Source organism: Oceanirhabdus sp. W0125-5 (assembly GCF_027938815.1).
GTDB lineage: Bacteria > Bacillota > Clostridia > Clostridiales > Clostridiaceae > Oceanirhabdus.
On the sequence record NZ_CP115913.1, the window covers coordinates 5,227,075 to 5,243,803 of the forward strand.

Below are 16,729 nucleotides of genomic sequence, written 5' to 3' on the forward strand. Positions count from 1 at the left end.
AATTAATCTTTATATTAATAATATATGATGGTTTTCTTTAAATTGTGTTATGGTAATATAAACTACTTAATACTCCTGATATAATTCCTGGGAAATATTTATTCTAATTATTATTCCAATGCTCTAAAGAAATTTCTCACTCTGTCCCCATCTTCTAATGAATTAATTTCACTTGGGTTAAAATCAAAGCCTATCTTCCCATTCTCCATAAACAATACTCTTTGGGATACTCCTAGAGCTAACTCTTTTTCGTGAGTTACAATAATTAAGGTTATTTGCTCCTTAGCCAGTTCCTTAATAACCTGAACCACTTCTCTAATAGATTCTGGATCAAGTGCTGATGTAGGTTCATCAAACAATATTACTTCTGGTTCCATTGCAAGTGCTCTTGCAATCGCTACTCTTTGTTTTTGTCCACCTGAAAGCTGAGAAGGTAATGAATCTCGTTTATTGAAAAGCCCCACTTTTTTTAACATCTTCTCCCCTATTGCTCTTGCATCTTTATCCTTCATCTTCTTAACAACTAAAAGGGCTTCCATAACGTTTTCAATAGCAGTCTTATGAGGAAACAAATTAAAATTCTGAAATACCATCCCCATCTTCAATAGTATTTCTCTCTTGTCCTTCTTACTTATTTTATCTACTCCATTAACAACTTGCGATAATTTATTATCATCAATCTCAATTATTCCCTCATCCAAATTCTCAAGTTGTATAATAGATCTAAGGAAAGTACTTTTCCCTGCCCCTGAGGGTCCTACTATAGATATAACCTGTCCACTATCAAAACTAGTATTTATTCCGTTAAGAACTTTCTCTTCTCCAAATTTTTTTGTAGCATCTATTATTTTAATCATTAGTTTCCCCCCTCAGGCGATTAAAAAGCATATTTTTCCTCAAGCTTTTTCATTAAATGTATGATTACAGATGAAATACACAAGTATATAGCCACAGCTATAATCAAAGGAACTATTGTGAACTCTCTAGTTACAATTTCCTTTGAGTTTCTTAATATATCTCCTAGCCCTATAACTGATACCATTGCAGTATCTTTAATAAGGTTTATTACCTCGTTACATAGTGATGGCAACGCCTTTCTTATTGCTTGAGGAAGTATTACTCTTTTCATTCCCTGAAAATAAGTCATACCAAGAACTTTGAACCCTTCAAATTGTCCTTTATCAACTGAATTTATTCCTCCACGAATTATCTCAGTTATATAAGCACCATAGTTTAATGAATATGCAATAAGTGCTGCCTGAAACGGCGTAAACTTTATTCCCATAACTCCAAGTCCATAGTATGCAAAAATTATCTGCAGCAATAGTGGACTTCCTCTGAATACCCAAGTGTAGATATCCAGAAGTTTTCTCACAATTAAATTACCTTTTATTTTACCTAGAGCTCCAATTATCCCTATGGGAAATGATATTATAAGTGTAGAAAAGAAGATACTGAAGGTGATGGTTGCTCCACTTAGAATATATTTTCCCATTTCTATTAATTCATTCATGCTCATTTATTTACCGAACCACATTTCTTTTATCTTATCGAAAGTACCATCTTCTTTCATTTCAATTAAAACTTCGTTTAACTCTTCTCCAAAATCACTATCAGATTTTCTAAACCCCACACCATAACTCTCTCCACCTAGTGTTTCTTCTAGTATTCTATAGCTTCCACCGTTCTTAACCATATAATATCTACCAACAACCTCATCAACAACAACACCTTGAATTCTGCCAGCTTTAAGATCCAGAAGAGCATCTACATTATTTGAGTATTTCTTTATCTCTCCTATACCAATTTCATCCTTTATATTTTCAATAACAGTTTGGCTACTGCTTCCCATCTGAACTCCTATGATCATATCTTTTAATTCACCTTTAGTCGTAATTTCAGATTCTCCTGAAACAACTATAATCTGATTATTTACTAAATACTCATCAGTAAATCCTATCTTTTCCTTTCTCTCCTCAGTTATAGTTAACCCATTCCATATTACATCAATATCTCCATTGTTCAGTGATAATAATACTCCATCCCAGTCAACAGCTTTAAATTCAACCTCATATCCTATTCTCTTAGCAGCTTCCTTAGCAAGATCAATGTCAAAACCAATAATCTCTCCACTTTCACTTCTAAATCCCATTGGAGGAAAATTATCATCTAATCCCACAACAAATTTCTTAGTTTCTTCAGAATGTGAGTTGTTTCCCCCTTTTAAATTTTCACTACCACATCCAGTTATACCCACAAGTACAACAAGAAACATTAAAATTGTTAAAATACTTTTTCTCATGTTTTTTCCTCCTTTTTTTATTTTTTGTACAAGCACTATATTTTCATATTATACTTTAGTGTGGTAGAGTAGTAAAGTGTTTTTTTATAAATTTTTATTTCCAATTTTATATAGCTCTCTTTTTTAAAATAATGTTGAAAGAAAAAAGTAGGGTGTACAAGCTTCTGAATAGCTGGTACACCCTACTTTAAAATGGTTATTTAATTCTTATTCTTCTGTTTTTTCCTTTTCAATACTCTTAACAAGCTCTTCGTATTTATTCTTAATCTCCAGATTATTTATCTTAAATCCATTTTCTTCTCTCATCTTAATTAAAGCCTTATCACCTAATATTGGATCAATAGAAATTCTTTCTTTAGCTAAATCTTCAGTTATTTTATCCTTCATTTCTTCCAATGATTCTTTTTTCTCTTCATCTGTCTTTAATATGATGTGATATCCAAACTGAGTTTTAACTGGTGTTTTAGTAAATTCATTTACTTTCAAATTATAAGCTGCCTCTTCAAATTCAGGAACCATACTTCCTTTTCCAAAGAATCCTAAATCCCCTCCATTTGCTCCTGATCCTGGATCTTTAGAAAATTCTTTAGCTAATTCAGCAAAATCTTCTCCAGCTTCTATTCTAGCTATTAATTCTTCAGCAGTATTTTTAGCTTTCCCTAAAGCTTCTTCACTTTCATCTTCTGGTGTTATAAGAATATGACTAGCTTTAATTTTTGGTTCAAAATTATCGTAGTATTCTTTTATTTCTTCTTCCGTCAAAATATTTGCCTTTATATAGTTAAGTACGTATTTTTCTCTTTGAAAATTAAGGAAAGCTGCTTCTCGATACTCGTCTTCACTATCTATCCCATTCTGTTTTAAAACAGCTTCAAAATTATCTCCATAATAGTCTTTTATTTTCTGAAGTTGTGCATCTACACTTTCTTTCATCTCATCTGTAACCGGATAAAGTTCATTTAATATTGCAGTGTCTACTAATGTTATAACAGTATTCATACCTCCTGCTTTAACCAATTTATCAAATAATTCATCCTTAGTTATTTTTCCTTGTTTAAATTCTACAACTGAATTACTATCACTATTTTTTGAAGTTTTATCTCCTGAAGTACATCCTGTAATCATTCCTGCCACAAGAAGAGTACACAAGATGGCTCTTACTGTTTTACTTTTTTTAAGCACGGCAAATGCCTCCCATTCTGTAATTTTACTTATTTATCTTTGATATATATACATAGCAAATATTTTAACATAAATTTGAAAATTATTATACGTTTTTTCATTTAGTTTTACACAAACTTCAAATATTGTTTATATATCAATGAGATGCAAAGAATAAAGAATAGAGAATAAAGGAGAAATTAATATGAGAGAATTCGTACCATCAAAAGTTTTTTATGAAAAAGCAATTTTTGATTATTCTTTTGGAAATAGATTATTCGAAAAATATAGTAAGCTAGGATGCGAAATGATTGAGATTGAAGGACATCATAATATTCCTATGCTAAGAGAACAACCTTACAGTAAATTCGGAAAAATGAAAAGCTATTTAATACTAGGCACAAGAAAAACCATAAAATTAACCCCTAACAACCTTTCAGCAGATTATATTGTTCCTTTTACATCTAGTGGATGCTCAGCAATGTGTTTATATTGTTATTTAGTATGCAATTTTTTTAATTGTTCATATTTAAGAATTTTTGTCAATAGAGAAGATATGATTAATGCTGTAATAAAGCAAACTTTTAAATTAGGAAAACATGCTGTTTATGAACTAGGCTGTAATAGTGATATGGTTTTAGAGAACTCCTTAACTGGCAATCTTAAATGGGCAATTGAAAAGTTTGCTCACATTCAAAATGCCACCGCAACCTTTGCTACAAAGTTTCATATGGTTGATGATTTGCTAGACTGCAAACATAATGGTCATACACAGATGAGAATAAGTGTAAACCCTGAAATAATTATAAAAAGAATCGAACTAGGCACATCTGATCTTATTTCAAGAATTGAAGCCGCAAACAAAATGTTTAACGCCGGATATAGAATTGGACTAAATATTGCCCCTATTATTCTTATTGAAAATTGGAAACAACATTATATCGAGCTATTTAAATTGCTCCATATAAAATTAAATAAAGATTTACAGAAAAATCTTTTCATTGAAATCATTTTCATGACTTATGGTTATGCAAATATCAGTATAAACAAAGAAGCTTTTCCAAATAGCTATTCTTTCTTCAATAAAGATTTGATGCAGCCCAAAGGTCGTGGAAAAATGCAGTATAAACCTGAAATCAGAAATGAAGCAGAAGCTTTTTTAAGAAAACTTGTTAAGAATTATTTTCCTGATGCTGAAATCAGCTACGTAGTTTAAAAAAGCACACTTGTGCTTTTTTAAACAAATGGACAGTTGACAGTGGACAACGACAATGACAAAACTCTCCTCTATGTGTAAAATAAATTCACAATAAAAACACCTCCTATTATGGAAGTGTTGCTTATTGTCAAAGAATTGGTTAATACTCATTTTTCTAAATCTATTTAATATCATACTTACTGTATATAATAACTTGATTCTATTTAATCATGAGGATCCGTATCTGGATCTACAACTACTAAATTCATAGATTTTATAGTTTTACATTTTACTTTATTTTCGCCTCGAGAATCCACATGAATTGGATTTAAAACAGTACTAACAACTAACATTATTGCAGTTAATACTACTGATATTTTTTTGAACATACTACCCCTCCTAATAGTAATTATTTACTTTTATGATAACATATGCTATTATAAAAGTAAATATCTATTATTACATAACCAAATCGAAATACTGCATAAAATCTAGGAGGGATAATATGGATTTTACTATTGTAACCCAAGCTCAAAAATTAAAGTCACTCCGTAAGCAATTAGGGTTAAAACAAGATGATTTAAGTGGTAAAAATATAAGTAGAAATCTTATAAGTATGATTGAATCAGATAAAGCAACTTTAACACAAAAAACACTAACAATAATTATTGATAATCTTAGAAAAAACCTATCAAGAAATCATACGCTTACAGAAAAAGATATTGAAGATTTAAAAATAACAGAAGAAGATCAAGCTAAGAGTATATCTGCTAATTACATTGAATACATAAAAAACATAGGTATAGAATCTGAAAAATCGTTCCATAAAATGTTATCTTTATTGAATAAACATAACTTAACTACTGAAAAGATATTTATATATTATAATTTAGGCATAGTGTTTAGAAATGAGAAATTATATGAAAAAGCATTTAAGTATTTTAACTTATCTAAAGAATTTGCTCTTATGTCTAATCATCATGGTGAAATATATGGTGGAATCATAAAAAACTTACTTCACTGTTGTAATAGGCTAAAACTATACAATGAAGGTATATTAATAGCAAATAATTTACCTGAAGATATTCCAACTAATTTATATGCTAATATACTGTATAATAAAGCTGTTCTTTATAAAGCATCAAAAGAATATACTGAAGCTATAGAGACTCTAGATTTTTTATGCGAAAAATTTCATAACAATTTAGATTATAATTTTTTAAATATTAAAAGTGAACTATTAAAAGGTAATTGTTTGAGAGAAAAAGGACTTTATAATGATTCTTTAAAATTACATAGGAAAATATACAATAAAATTTTAAAGAAAAAAGATATTGATGAAATATATTTAATACTTGTGCTGGAGAATATAATTGAGACAACTATGATTTTAGAAGACACATATGATAATTACCTTGACTCTCTTGTAAATATCATATCTCACTCCTCAGACTTTGAAAATAATTATACCTCTGCTGAAATATGCAAATTTGTTTCATTAGCTTTTAATAAACTTAATACTCAGTCTTCAAAAAAATTATCGAGAGAATACATTTATAAATCTCTTAGATTAGCTAAAAAACATAAACATCAAGAAGTAATTGAGTTTGCATGTAATATTATTCTGAATGAATCAATTAAGAATAATTCTATTACTGAAGTAGACAGCATTAAAAATGAAATATTAGAACTTTTATCATCTGGATATCTACTTCCTAATTCAAAAATCATTTTATTACTTATTGAATTCTATATAAAAAATAAATTTGATAATAAAGCTCTTAGTATAATAAATTTTTGTAAAGAAAAAGTATCTTAAATGATTTTATAGAGTTAAGTTTTAAATATTAAACAAGGAGAAGTTTCCCCCCAAAACTTCTCCCTTAGACAATCTGGTTGCCAGTCCAATTTCCTTTAAATTATCTATTATATTTTAATAACCTTATTATAAGTATATTATAGTTCAAAAAAACACCCCAGAAAATCCGGGGTGTAAAAAATAAACTAATTTTTGTTATAGCTGTGAATGTAGAGGGCAATTTTAAAATTCACAGCATCTTCGAAACTTCTTAGGTCATATCTACTTAGCTTTTTAATTTTGTTTAACCTATACGTCAGAGTATTTCTGTGTATAAAAAGCTTTTTGGATGTTTCACTTATATTTAAGTTGTTTTCCAAAAAACTTGTTGCCGTTTGCATAAGTTCCCTGTCCTCAAATATCTTCTCCATACCTTGGAACAGTTCATCATTCAGCTTAGTAAGCTTTTTACTCTTAACTCCATTTATTATGATAGGTAGTACCATCTGATCATAGTAGAAAATGCCTTTGCCCTTTATTAGTCTCTTACCAAGCACCATTGCTTTCATAGCTCTATCATAGCTATTTTTAATATCGAAAATATCATTTACAATAGTTCCTACTGATATTTTTACTTTTATCATTGTCTCTGAAAGTATAACATCTTGTATACCTTCTTCAAGATTATCTTCTAGTGATGTGTCAATAACTACTATTTTCTTCTCATTTATTAGTATTATAGAATTATCAAAAAATTCCTTCAACAAATTGAAAATTTCATCAATATTTTTTCGACACTCAACAATATACACTTTCATCTTCTTTTTAAGCTTGAAATCAAATTTTTTAAAAAGTTCTTGTGCATACTTTTTATCTATTTCTCCATTTAATAAGCCTTTTATAACATCTTCTTTACTTTCATATTCTTTTTCTTCTTCAACAAACAAAGCCACCATCTCAATGACATCTCTATTGAACTCATTATCCTCTTCTATTACAATTACCAGTTCTTCATCCATATGCATATATATTATTCTATTATCTATAAAATTAGTTCCTCTATATATTATGTTCTTGTATCTTTTATAATCATATTCTCCAATAATTTCTTCATTATTGCTCCAAATAGTATTAAACTCACCATCAAGCATAATTAGATCACCTTGGATAATATTCTTAAGCTTATCTATAACTTGTTTTTTCAAAATTTTACTCAAAAGCTCTCCTCCTAATAGATTAGAAAATTGCCTTCTCACTTTCTCTATCAAATATATGGATTTTATCAGTAATAAACTTGATTCTTACATTATCTCCTACTGAAGCTTTTACACTTGGGTCTACCCTTGCGATTACATTATATCCATTTGCATTAAGATATAAATATGTTTCTGAACCAAGCATTTCAGTAACTTCAACTTTAGCAACAATCCCTTCATTACTCTCATCTATAAGAACAGATTCCGGTCTGATTCCAAGAAGGATTTCTTTTCCTACATAATTACTTTCTTTGATAAGCTTTATTTTTTCCTCTGGAATATTAATCTTATTATCAAAGAAGTCTACATATATTTTATCACTATTCTTAGAAATTTTACAATCCAAGAAATTCATCTGAGGCGACCCTATAAATGATGCAATAAATCTATTTGCAGGATGCTCATATATTGTCTGAGGATCATCTATCTGTTGTACAACCCCATCTTTCATAACTACAATTCTTGATCCCATTGTCATAGCCTCTGTCTGATCATGTGTTACATATACAAATGTTGTTTTAAGTTCTTTGTGAAGCTTAGATAGTTCTGCTCTCATCTGAACTCTTAATTTCGCATCCAGATTTGATAATGGTTCATCCATTAAAAAAACCTTTGGTTCTCTTACAATAGCTCTCCCTAAAGCAACCCTCTGTCTCTGTCCTCCAGATAATTGTTTAGGCTTTCTTGGTAATAAATCCTCTATTCCAAGTATTCTTGCTGCATTATTAACTCTCTCATCTATATCCTGTTTTGAGTATTTTCTTAATTTTAACCCAAATGCCATATTATCATATACAGACATATGTGGATATAATGCATAGTTTTGGAAAACCATCGCTATATCCCTATCCTTTGGATGAACATCATTCACTACCTTATCCCCAATATATAATTCCCCATCACTAATTTCTTCTAGACCAGCTATCATTCTCAGTGTAGTTGATTTTCCACACCCTGATGGTCCAACAAGAACAATAAACTCCTTGTCCTCAATTTCAAAATTTGCATCCTTAACAGCATGATAACCATTAGGATATATTTTATTAATTCCCTCTAATTTTAATCCAGCCATAATTCCCCTCCTAAATTTTTAGATATATTTCCCCATAAATAAATCTATATATAAATATTACTATATCAAGAATATTCTGTATATTGATGCTTTAACCAAAAAAACAGCTAGAGATTTGTTAAAGTTTAACAAATCTCCAGCTATACACTTATTTTATGCCTTTATATTAACTTCTATATTTAACCACTTCTTTTTTATATATCTCCTCATAAGTATTACACTTCTCAATGATATATCCAGAGCATATGACAGCCATACTCCAACAAGTCCCATTCCAAGCCATACCCCAAATATTGCAGCTCCTGTTACTCTTACTCCCCATATACCTATAAGTGTAGCTAACATTGGATATTTAGTATCTCCAGCTCCTTGTAGTGCAGAAGTTATTACAACTGAACAGCTTAAAGCTGGTTGGAATATTGCTATTATTTTAAGAACATCTGCGGTAGTTTTAATAACCTCAATATCTGATGAAAATATCCCAGCCAATTTCTCTGGAAATATTAAAAATACTAGTGCGATACTCCACATCAAAGCTGTGGCCATTATAAAACTTAATATACCTACCTTAACTGCCTCATCAGGTTTATTAGCACCTAACTTTTGTCCAACTAATGTAGCTGCTGCTATACCAAACCCTAAACATGGAAGATAGGTGAGATTCTCAATAGTTCCCCCTATGTTATGTGCCGCATAAGAAGTTGTTCCAATTTCTATTATTAATGCCCCATAAACAATCTGTCCAACCCTCATTACCAACTTTTCTGTTGCCGCTGGCCATCCAATCTTTAATAAGGATTTCTGAACTCCCTTGTCTATAGTTACTTTAAACTTTTTATGAATTTCAAATTTTCTACATAGTACAACCAATATAATTGCGGCTGCTAAAAATCTTGAAATTGAAGTAGCTAGTGCTGCCCCTGCAATACCCATTCCCTTAAAATTACCTACTCCTAACACCAAAATTCTATCCAACACTGCATTAATAATATTAGATATTATAACTGCAATCATAGGTGTCAAAGTATCTCCTGTTGCCCTTAAAGCAGCTGATGCAACCATTATTAAACTTAGAAATATAACGGGTCCTGCAACAATACTGAAATATTTTTTTCCAAGAATTAGAACACTTTCTTCTGCACCTGTTATACCAAGTATAGGGTATGCAAATATAAAGCTAATCACACCAAATATAATACCAATTATAGATGTAGTAATTAAACTTTGAACGATAGACTTCTTCGCCGAATCCCTATCCCCCTCACCTATATATCTTGATACTATAGCAGTAGTTCCAACCCCTATGGCTATAAAGAAAGATAAGTATATATTCATTATCAAATTACTTATCCCCACCCCAGAGACAGCTTCCTTTCCTAAACCGCCTACATAATACATATCAACAACCCCAATAAAAAATTGAAGTATATTCTCGATTATAGCTGGGATAGCTAATACAATTATACTCTTCATCAAAATCTTATTTTCTCTTAGAAATTTCATAATCCCTCCAATATTATCAATAACCCCCTATAGGGGATATAAAGATAATATCATAGCTTGGGATTATTTTCAATAAAAAAAAGCATGGTTACCCATGCTTTGAAAGAAATGTATAATGTATAATTGATAATGTAGAATGATGGATGTTTCTGCTTACGCAGAAACTACATCTTATTATTCTTAAGTTAAGAAAAGTTTACTCATTTTATCTTGGATAAAATATTGTATTTAAGCTACAAGGTTTTATTTAGATAAAACGAGTAAACCTTTTATTTTTCAATAAACAATAAGATTAAAATTTCTCGAAGAGAAATGTCGTTCATTATACATTTTACATTTTCCATTATCCATTACGGTTTTATTTAAGTTGTTTACCAATCAAACAGTGCCCACAGATTGTTCCATCTAAATCGGCTGCTTCTGGCATATACCCCCATTGTTCAAATCCATATTTCTTTAAAAGGTTAATGCTTTTCTCATTAACACTTAATATAAATGCAAATAAATTCTTTATATTTAATCTCTCACAATCACTTAATGCATGTTCAACAAGCTTTGAAGCTATTCCTTTTCTATGGTGGTTAAAATCAATATAGTAGCTTATCTCTGCTGTTCTTGCAAGTGCTCTTCTACCTGCTCTATATGGACTTATTGAACACCATCCAGCAACCTCTCCATCTATTTCTGCTATGTATACTGGATAAGTATCTTTTTTATGATCAATCATCCACTGCTTTCTATCATCAATTGTTATCTTCTCAAGATCTGCAGTTGCCCTCTTAGTTTCAATAGCTTGATTGTAAATTCTCACAATCTCCTTTAAATCATCCATTTCTGCAAACCTGATTTTAATATTCTCACCCATTAATTTTTGCCTCCCTTAGGTATATTAAAAATAACAAGTCTTAATACTTGTTATTTTTTATCTTATATAATCGTGATCTTTCCCAAGTTTGATTATAACATCAAAGTACTCACTAGAGTCGTTGGTATACTGAATATTATCCATATTCACCTCATCCTCAAATACCTTCCTTGTGTATTCATCTAATCTATTGTTTATTATAACAACGCTTTCTTCTCGCTTGATCCCATCAGTCAATTCCAGATTTCCATATCGCTTTCCTCTTAAGAATTTGCCAAAATCTGCAGCTAATCCTGATTTAGATGTACAATTTTCAATTTTTATTCTTAAATATCTTTTATTTATATATCCATCACCATGGAATAATTTCAAAGTATTTATAATGTTTTTATCGTCAATGAAATAGTATGATTGTATTTTTCCCAAGTTAGGAGCAAATTGATTTCCTTCAAAAACTTCAGGTGTGTGCATTTCTACTCCAGATTTTATTTTGTTAATCTTTAATGCTAAATCAACTATAGTTCCAGGTTCCATATCTGTTTCAACATTATTAGCTATAGAATCAAGAATATCATTGATTTCAAATACAGTTGATACCGAAGCCAATTCTTTTATTACTTGCCCAATAAAGTACTGCATCTTCTCTATTCTGGCAAAATCCGAACCTCCACCAACTGCTGGTGGAGCATCTTCATTATTTTTTCTCCACCTTATATATTCTTCTGCTTTCTTTCCCTTTAATGTTAATTTATCGCCTTTATTGAATCTAATTTTTAAATCTTGTCCTTCGTCATCATATATCATATCTCGATCTATTTCAACGTATACTCCACCAATGGCATCAATAAAATCTCTGAAGCCTTGATAGTTTATCTTTATATAATTGTCAACCTTAGTATCAAAAATGTCTTCTACAACCTCAATTGCCTTATATGGTCCACCCACAGCATGAGCTGAATTAATTTTCTGTGTGGTTGAATTAATTTTATCACTATATATATCTCTAGGTATTGATATAATATTAGTCTTATTTGTTTCTTTATCCAAACTAACAAGCATCATGGCATCTGTTCTTGTCCAACTGTCTATTCTCTGATTTCTATTCTCACCATCGATTCCCATCACGAGAATATTTAGATATCTCTCCTCATCTTTCTTTCTATCATAAGTGTATAGTTCTGATTCTTTAAATGAGTATTCCTTTTCACTACCTTCTGGTTCCTTATCACCTACTGTTGGATTAGTTGGTTTAGGCACAAATATTTTATTTGCCTTGCTGGTTATGAATAACAATCCTGAGGCAGTAAATATTAGTCCTATAAAAAGTATTATACTTATATTTCTTAAAACTCGCTTTTTCTTTTTAGCTTTTCTTTTTCCTCTACGCCCTTGAGTTGACGTAGATTTACTCTTTTGAGAACTTCTTTGAATATTTCCTCTACTTTCTTTAGCAGTACTTCTTCCACCTCTTGAAGATGTGGAAGAAGATTTTCTTTTTCTAACTCTACTCATGTTTCTCCCCTTCTATCATTATCTTTTCTCATTTGCTACCATTATTTTCACTACTATAATTATATGACGAATTATACTTTTAAAAGTTAAAATTCGGTTAAAATTCGAGTAAAAACGTGTGTTTTCATTACTGAAATAAATTATATCCAATCTAGATCATCACATATTATAACTTCATAATCATATTTCTTAAGATTCACCTTATTATTTTGATGAATCTCGACCCCTTCCTCTTCTAAGAGCTTTTTCTGTAACTCTAATCCTTCTCCTGTTAGGGAGATTTCTCCCTTTGAATTAATAATCCTATGCCATGGAAGATCATGAGTCTTACTCATTGAATGGAGTATTCTTGAAACTTGTCTTGCACCTCTTGGATTACCTGCTGATTTTGCAATTCCACCATATGTCATGACTTTTCCAACTGGTATTCCCTTAATTATATCTATTACGTTTTTAGTAAACTCAGTCATATGTAATACTCCTTTCTTCTAATTCCTTCTTAATATTACTTACATATCCTATATATAGCACAAACCCTACTATTTTTCTACATAAAAACTCTTTGACCAATAATTAGTCAAAGAGTTTTAAATAATATTTTATTCATCATCATCATAATAATATCCTTCAGCTTTTTTGCCTACACTTTCATCTCCAATTGTTTTCCTAATACTTATTAGCGAACTTATCACCCATAATAATCCCACCTTTATTAAAAAAGAATCCTCGAACTTACTTGAGAAGAATAATATAACAAACCCGATTATTACCTGAATAGTAATAAAAGCAGCTTGTTTCCTAAAAATCATTGGTGAAATAATTATAAAAAATATAATTAAAAACGCTAACACACTGACTCCCCCTTTATTTAAAGATAAATTATTGAAAAGCTACTTCCCCATTCAAATATATTTTACCACATATTGGATAGTTAAATATTTACTATATCATTTATTATTACAGTAAAATCCTTGCAATTTCTTCAATAACTCCTTCTTCTTATATATCATAGTAGAGTATGGTATCCCCTTGACTTTAGCATAATTTACAAGTTTCATTCCCTCTAAGAAATAACATTTTATAAGTTCCTGTTCCTCCTCACTTAAGGTATCTATGATCTCCCTTAACCACTTCACATCTTCATAAATCATAATATGCTCCTCAATTGAAAACTCATCTACTCCCATTATATCTACAATCTCATTATCATAATATACAACTCTATTTGTCTTATGTTTTCTAACCATATAGTTAAAATTATTCTTTATTCCCCTAATAACATACCCATAAAAAGAGTTTGATTCTAGCTTATAACTCTTTATGCACTTCAATACTGTCAGGTACCCATATTGTACGATATCATCAAATTCCATTGAAGGTATTTTATATCTCAATGCTTCCTTGATTATATACCCTTTGAATAATTCAATTATTTCTCCTAAAGCTTCTTCTTCCCCATTTTTAGCTCTTTCTAAAAAAACTCTTAACTCTACATTTTTTATTTTCATATTATATCGTCCCCTTTGATTATTTTGGGACATTCCGGAATATCTCTTAGATATATTTTATAATTTCAAATTACACTGAACAAGAATATGTTTTTTCACTTTTTATGAAAGACTTTATACATATGAAAAAAGACTTTCACAAAACTAAATTTCCAGTCAGTCTTTGTTAAAATATCTCCTCTTAATTTATGTCATAAACTGTATTAATTCTTATTTCTATCTATTTTTATGTAATAAATCGCGTTTTTTTATTTTCTTATTTTTTATTAAATTCAACTAATTAACCTTATAACTCCTCTTCGAAATATTCAGCAAATTTTGACTTTTAATCTAATATATTGTATAATAAATCTATAATAATAGCTTATAACGCTAAGGGAAGATTATGGGTTGCCTCCTAGTGGTCTTCACTATATAAAAAAAACTAGCTGAATTTCAGCTAGTTTTTTTGTTTTTACTGTATCATCATAAACCTTAATATGAAAAGTACAGCAAGTATATATGTTATTGGATGTACATCTTTATGCTTTCCTACAGCTATTTTCATAATTGGATAAAATATAATCCCTGCAGCAATACCATTAGCTATGCTATAAGTAAATGGCATAAGTGCTACTGTTAAGAATGCTGGTACAGCTTCACTTAAGTCTGTGAAATCAACATCTTTAATTGATTCCATCATAAGAACCCCAACCACGATAAGTGCCGGTGCCGTAGCCTGTGCTGGTACAATTCCAACAATTCCTCCTAGGAATACTGCTGAGCCAAATAATATACCAACTACTAAAGTTGTTAAACCAGTTCTTCCGCCTTCAGCTATTCCTGCTGCTGATTCAATATACGTTGAAGTTGTTGTCATTCCAAATAATGAACCAAATGTTGTTGATATTGAATCTGTAAGTAATGCTTTTCTCATGTTTCTTATAGACCCATCTGGTTGAATCATCTCCGCTCTCTGAGCTGTTCCAACCAATGTTCCTAATGTATCAAATAAATCAACTAAACTGAATGTAAATACAACCATTATTATACTAGTTATTGCTCCTAATACCCCATTTCCACCATGAGCAAATAACCCTTGGAAATCCATTTTCATAAATGTAGGCATTATTGATGGTGGTGCACTGAAAATCTTTAATCCAGCAACTTGTGTAATCCCCATAGGAATACCTATTACTGTAGTTAACAATATAGAAATTAACATTGCTCCTTTAACCTTCCTAACCATCAATACACACATGATAGCTAGTCCAATTATTGTAAGCAATACATTTTTATCAGTAAAATCTCCAAACCTAACAAGAGTCCCTGGATCAGCTATTACTATTCCTCCACTTTTAAGCCCTATAAGAGCTACAAAAAGACCAATTCCAGCAGTCATTGCTACTTTTATATTCTTTGGAAGACATTCAACGATTTTTTCTCTTAATGAAGTTACTGTAATAGCAACAAATAGTAATCCTGATATAGTTACAGCTGCAAGTCCTTGTTGCCAAGTGTACCCTAATGTTAAGCACACGCTATATGTAAAGAATGCTGTAAGTCCAATACCTGGTGCGACTGCAAATGGCAAGTTACCATATAATGACATTATCAATGTTCCAATTGCCGACACTAAACACATTGCAACGAAAGCCGATCCAACTACAGGATCATTCATAGTATTTAATGAATTTGCTGCATCTCCCATTAGTCCAAGACTATTCATTCCAGACGCCTTTAATATATTGGGAATTACAAGTAAAGCATAAGCCATTGTTATAAATGTTGTAAACCCAGCTAATATCTCTGTTCTAATATTGGTATTATGTTCTTTTAACTGAAAATATGATTCTAAAAAATTTCCTTTTTGTTTTTCTTTAGTTTTCATACTATTCTCCCTCAAAAATAATTTTGTTTGAGATTTGAACTCAAATATTTCTTTATGCCTGTCCATAAGTCATTGAACCACCGAGATTTTGGAACAAGTCTAAAAAAATTCTCGTAATTAAATCTCAATAAATTAAAAAAATTCCCATCCTCAAGATATAAGTAATCCTAATGATAGAAATTTTAACAAAATTATTAAAGTTGGATTACCCATAGTGAGATGTTTACGGTATCTCGTAGAAACTTTTGATCCATATTATCAAAAATATATGAGTTTTGGTATAAGTTTTTAATTTCTTTAAATAATAACACCCCCTGTTTTCATCGTCAATACACTTTAAAATATTCATATTATTTAGACTTTTTTAAAACGTTATAACTCTACCTTGCCAAACTTTAGAATTTCAGACTACTGAAAAAAGGCAGCCATTTGGCTACCTTTTTTCTCTGGTACCTATAACGCTTGTAATCACCCTTGTTAGATTCAATATGGATTGATTAAGAACTTCAATCTTTCTATCAAATCTAACTAAGAGATATATACACATAGCTATGGGGAACCCGAGAGTGCCTATAATTTTGGATAACTCCTCATACATACTGCACCCTCCTTATACGTTATAAGTTTACTTATATATTTTCAAGGTGTTGAAACCTTTCAATAGAATATATGCAGTTAAAATAA

General features: G+C 30.3%; 17 protein-coding genes and 1 riboswitch. Of the genes, 2 read left to right on the top strand and 15 right to left on the bottom strand.

Features of this window, described 5'->3' with window-relative positions; all coding sequences use genetic code 11:
- Positions 1-110: 110 nt before the first annotated feature.
- From OW730_RS24220 to OW730_RS24235, 4 genes are all read right to left on the bottom strand, one after another.
- Positions 111-857, bottom strand: a complete 747-nt coding sequence (locus OW730_RS24220) for an amino acid ABC transporter ATP-binding protein (RefSeq protein WP_271226623.1) — start codon at positions 855-857, stop codon at positions 111-113.
- Positions 858-877: 20 nt separating this feature from the next.
- The gene (locus tag OW730_RS24225; RefSeq protein WP_271226624.1) at positions 878-1,513 is read right to left on the bottom strand and encodes an amino acid ABC transporter permease; all 636 of its coding nucleotides are present in this window, start codon (positions 1,511-1,513) and stop codon (positions 878-880) included.
- A 6-nt stretch (positions 1,514-1,519) separates the two neighbouring features.
- The gene (locus OW730_RS24230; protein ID WP_271226625.1) at positions 1,520-2,302 is read right to left on the bottom strand and encodes an amino acid ABC transporter substrate-binding protein; all 783 of its coding nucleotides are present in this window, start codon (positions 2,300-2,302) and stop codon (positions 1,520-1,522) included.
- A 207-nt stretch (positions 2,303-2,509) separates the two neighbouring features.
- The gene (locus OW730_RS24235) at positions 2,510-3,484 is read right to left on the bottom strand and encodes a peptidylprolyl isomerase (RefSeq protein WP_271226626.1); all 975 of its coding nucleotides are present in this window, start codon (positions 3,482-3,484) and stop codon (positions 2,510-2,512) included.
- Between the two features lie 184 nt (positions 3,485-3,668).
- Here OW730_RS24235 and OW730_RS24240 point away from each other — a divergent pair, with 184 nt between their 5' ends.
- On the top strand, positions 3,669-4,679 hold the full coding sequence (locus tag OW730_RS24240) for an SPL family radical SAM protein (protein WP_271226627.1): 1,011 nt from the start codon (positions 3,669-3,671) through the stop codon (positions 4,677-4,679).
- A gap of 206 nt (positions 4,680-4,885) precedes the next feature.
- Here OW730_RS24240 and OW730_RS24245 read toward each other — a convergent pair whose 3' ends face one another.
- A complete protein-coding gene (locus OW730_RS24245) occupies positions 4,886-5,050 on the bottom strand; it encodes a hypothetical protein (protein WP_271226628.1) in 165 nt (54 codons plus the stop codon).
- A 116-nt stretch (positions 5,051-5,166) separates the two neighbouring features.
- Here OW730_RS24245 and OW730_RS24250 point away from each other — a divergent pair, with 116 nt between their 5' ends.
- Positions 5,167-6,480, top strand: a complete 1,314-nt coding sequence (locus OW730_RS24250; protein WP_271226629.1) for a helix-turn-helix domain-containing protein — start codon at positions 5,167-5,169, stop codon at positions 6,478-6,480.
- Between the two features lie 185 nt (positions 6,481-6,665).
- Here the strand turns inward: OW730_RS24250 and OW730_RS24255 are convergent, their stop codons facing one another.
- The 10 genes from OW730_RS24255 to OW730_RS26970 form a co-directional block, all read right to left on the bottom strand.
- The gene (locus OW730_RS24255; RefSeq protein ID WP_271226630.1) at positions 6,666-7,676 is read right to left on the bottom strand and encodes a PucR family transcriptional regulator; all 1,011 of its coding nucleotides are present in this window, start codon (positions 7,674-7,676) and stop codon (positions 6,666-6,668) included.
- 19 nt (positions 7,677-7,695) lie between these two features.
- Positions 7,696-8,787, bottom strand: a complete 1,092-nt coding sequence (locus OW730_RS24260; protein WP_271226631.1) for an ABC transporter ATP-binding protein — start codon at positions 8,785-8,787, stop codon at positions 7,696-7,698.
- Between the two features lie 153 nt (positions 8,788-8,940).
- Complete coding sequence (locus tag OW730_RS24265) at positions 8,941-10,290, bottom strand: MATE family efflux transporter (protein WP_271226632.1); 1,350 nt, start codon at positions 10,288-10,290, stop codon at positions 8,941-8,943.
- Between the two features lie 358 nt (positions 10,291-10,648).
- Complete coding sequence (locus OW730_RS24270; RefSeq protein WP_271226633.1) at positions 10,649-11,155, bottom strand: GNAT family N-acetyltransferase; 507 nt, start codon at positions 11,153-11,155, stop codon at positions 10,649-10,651.
- 57 nt (positions 11,156-11,212) lie between these two features.
- Positions 11,213-12,667, bottom strand: coding sequence for an LCP family protein (locus tag OW730_RS24275; RefSeq protein ID WP_271226634.1), 1,455 nt, complete (start codon positions 12,665-12,667; stop codon positions 11,213-11,215).
- 140 nt (positions 12,668-12,807) lie between these two features.
- On the bottom strand, positions 12,808-13,137 hold the full coding sequence (locus OW730_RS24280) for an MGMT family protein (RefSeq protein WP_271226635.1): 330 nt from the start codon (positions 13,135-13,137) through the stop codon (positions 12,808-12,810).
- 129 nt (positions 13,138-13,266) lie between these two features.
- On the bottom strand, positions 13,267-13,518 hold the full coding sequence (locus OW730_RS24285) for a hypothetical protein (RefSeq protein ID WP_271226636.1): 252 nt from the start codon (positions 13,516-13,518) through the stop codon (positions 13,267-13,269).
- 96 nt (positions 13,519-13,614) lie between these two features.
- On the bottom strand, positions 13,615-14,175 hold the full coding sequence (locus OW730_RS24290; protein ID WP_271226637.1) for a sigma-70 family RNA polymerase sigma factor: 561 nt from the start codon (positions 14,173-14,175) through the stop codon (positions 13,615-13,617).
- Positions 14,176-14,629: 454 nt separating this feature from the next.
- Positions 14,630-16,045, bottom strand: coding sequence for an NCS2 family permease (locus OW730_RS24295; protein WP_271226638.1), 1,416 nt, complete (start codon positions 16,043-16,045; stop codon positions 14,630-14,632).
- A 192-nt stretch (positions 16,046-16,237) separates the two neighbouring features.
- Positions 16,238-16,337: riboswitch (purine riboswitch) on the bottom strand.
- Positions 16,338-16,478: 141 nt separating this feature from the next.
- A complete protein-coding gene (locus tag OW730_RS26970) occupies positions 16,479-16,643 on the bottom strand; it encodes a YvrJ family protein (RefSeq protein ID WP_442945388.1) in 165 nt (54 codons plus the stop codon).
- Between the last annotated feature and the right edge of the window lie 86 nt (positions 16,644-16,729).

Coding starts and splice junctions, on each gene's coding strand:
- OW730_RS24290 (WP_271226637.1), bottom strand. CDS start 14,175: ATGAAAATAAAAAATGTAGAGTTAAGAGTTTTTTTAGAAAGAGCTAAA.
- OW730_RS24240 (WP_271226627.1), top strand. CDS start 3,669: ATGAGAGAATTCGTACCATCAAAAGTTTTTTATGAAAAAGCAATTTTT.
- OW730_RS24245 (WP_271226628.1), bottom strand. CDS start 5,050: ATGTTCAAAAAAATATCAGTAGTATTAACTGCAATAATGTTAGTTGTT.
- OW730_RS24275 (WP_271226634.1), bottom strand. CDS start 12,667: ATGAGTAGAGTTAGAAAAAGAAAATCTTCTTCCACATCTTCAAGAGGT.
- OW730_RS24295 (WP_271226638.1), bottom strand. CDS start 16,045: ATGAAAACTAAAGAAAAACAAAAAGGAAATTTTTTAGAATCATATTTT.
- OW730_RS24265 (WP_271226632.1), bottom strand. CDS start 10,290: ATGAAATTTCTAAGAGAAAATAAGATTTTGATGAAGAGTATAATTGTA.
- OW730_RS24225 (WP_271226624.1), bottom strand. CDS start 1,513: ATGAATGAATTAATAGAAATGGGAAAATATATTCTAAGTGGAGCAACC.
- OW730_RS24260 (WP_271226631.1), bottom strand. CDS start 8,787: ATGGCTGGATTAAAATTAGAGGGAATTAATAAAATATATCCTAATGGT.
- OW730_RS24250 (WP_271226629.1), top strand. CDS start 5,167: ATGGATTTTACTATTGTAACCCAAGCTCAAAAATTAAAGTCACTCCGT.
- OW730_RS24270 (WP_271226633.1), bottom strand. CDS start 11,155: ATGGGTGAGAATATTAAAATCAGGTTTGCAGAAATGGATGATTTAAAG.
- OW730_RS24220 (WP_271226623.1), bottom strand. CDS start 857: ATGATTAAAATAATAGATGCTACAAAAAAATTTGGAGAAGAGAAAGTT.
- OW730_RS26970 (WP_442945388.1), bottom strand. CDS start 16,643: ATGTATGAGGAGTTATCCAAAATTATAGGCACTCTCGGGTTCCCCATA.
- OW730_RS24230 (WP_271226625.1), bottom strand. CDS start 2,302: ATGAGAAAAAGTATTTTAACAATTTTAATGTTTCTTGTTGTACTTGTG.
- OW730_RS24280 (WP_271226635.1), bottom strand. CDS start 13,137: ATGACTGAGTTTACTAAAAACGTAATAGATATAATTAAGGGAATACCA.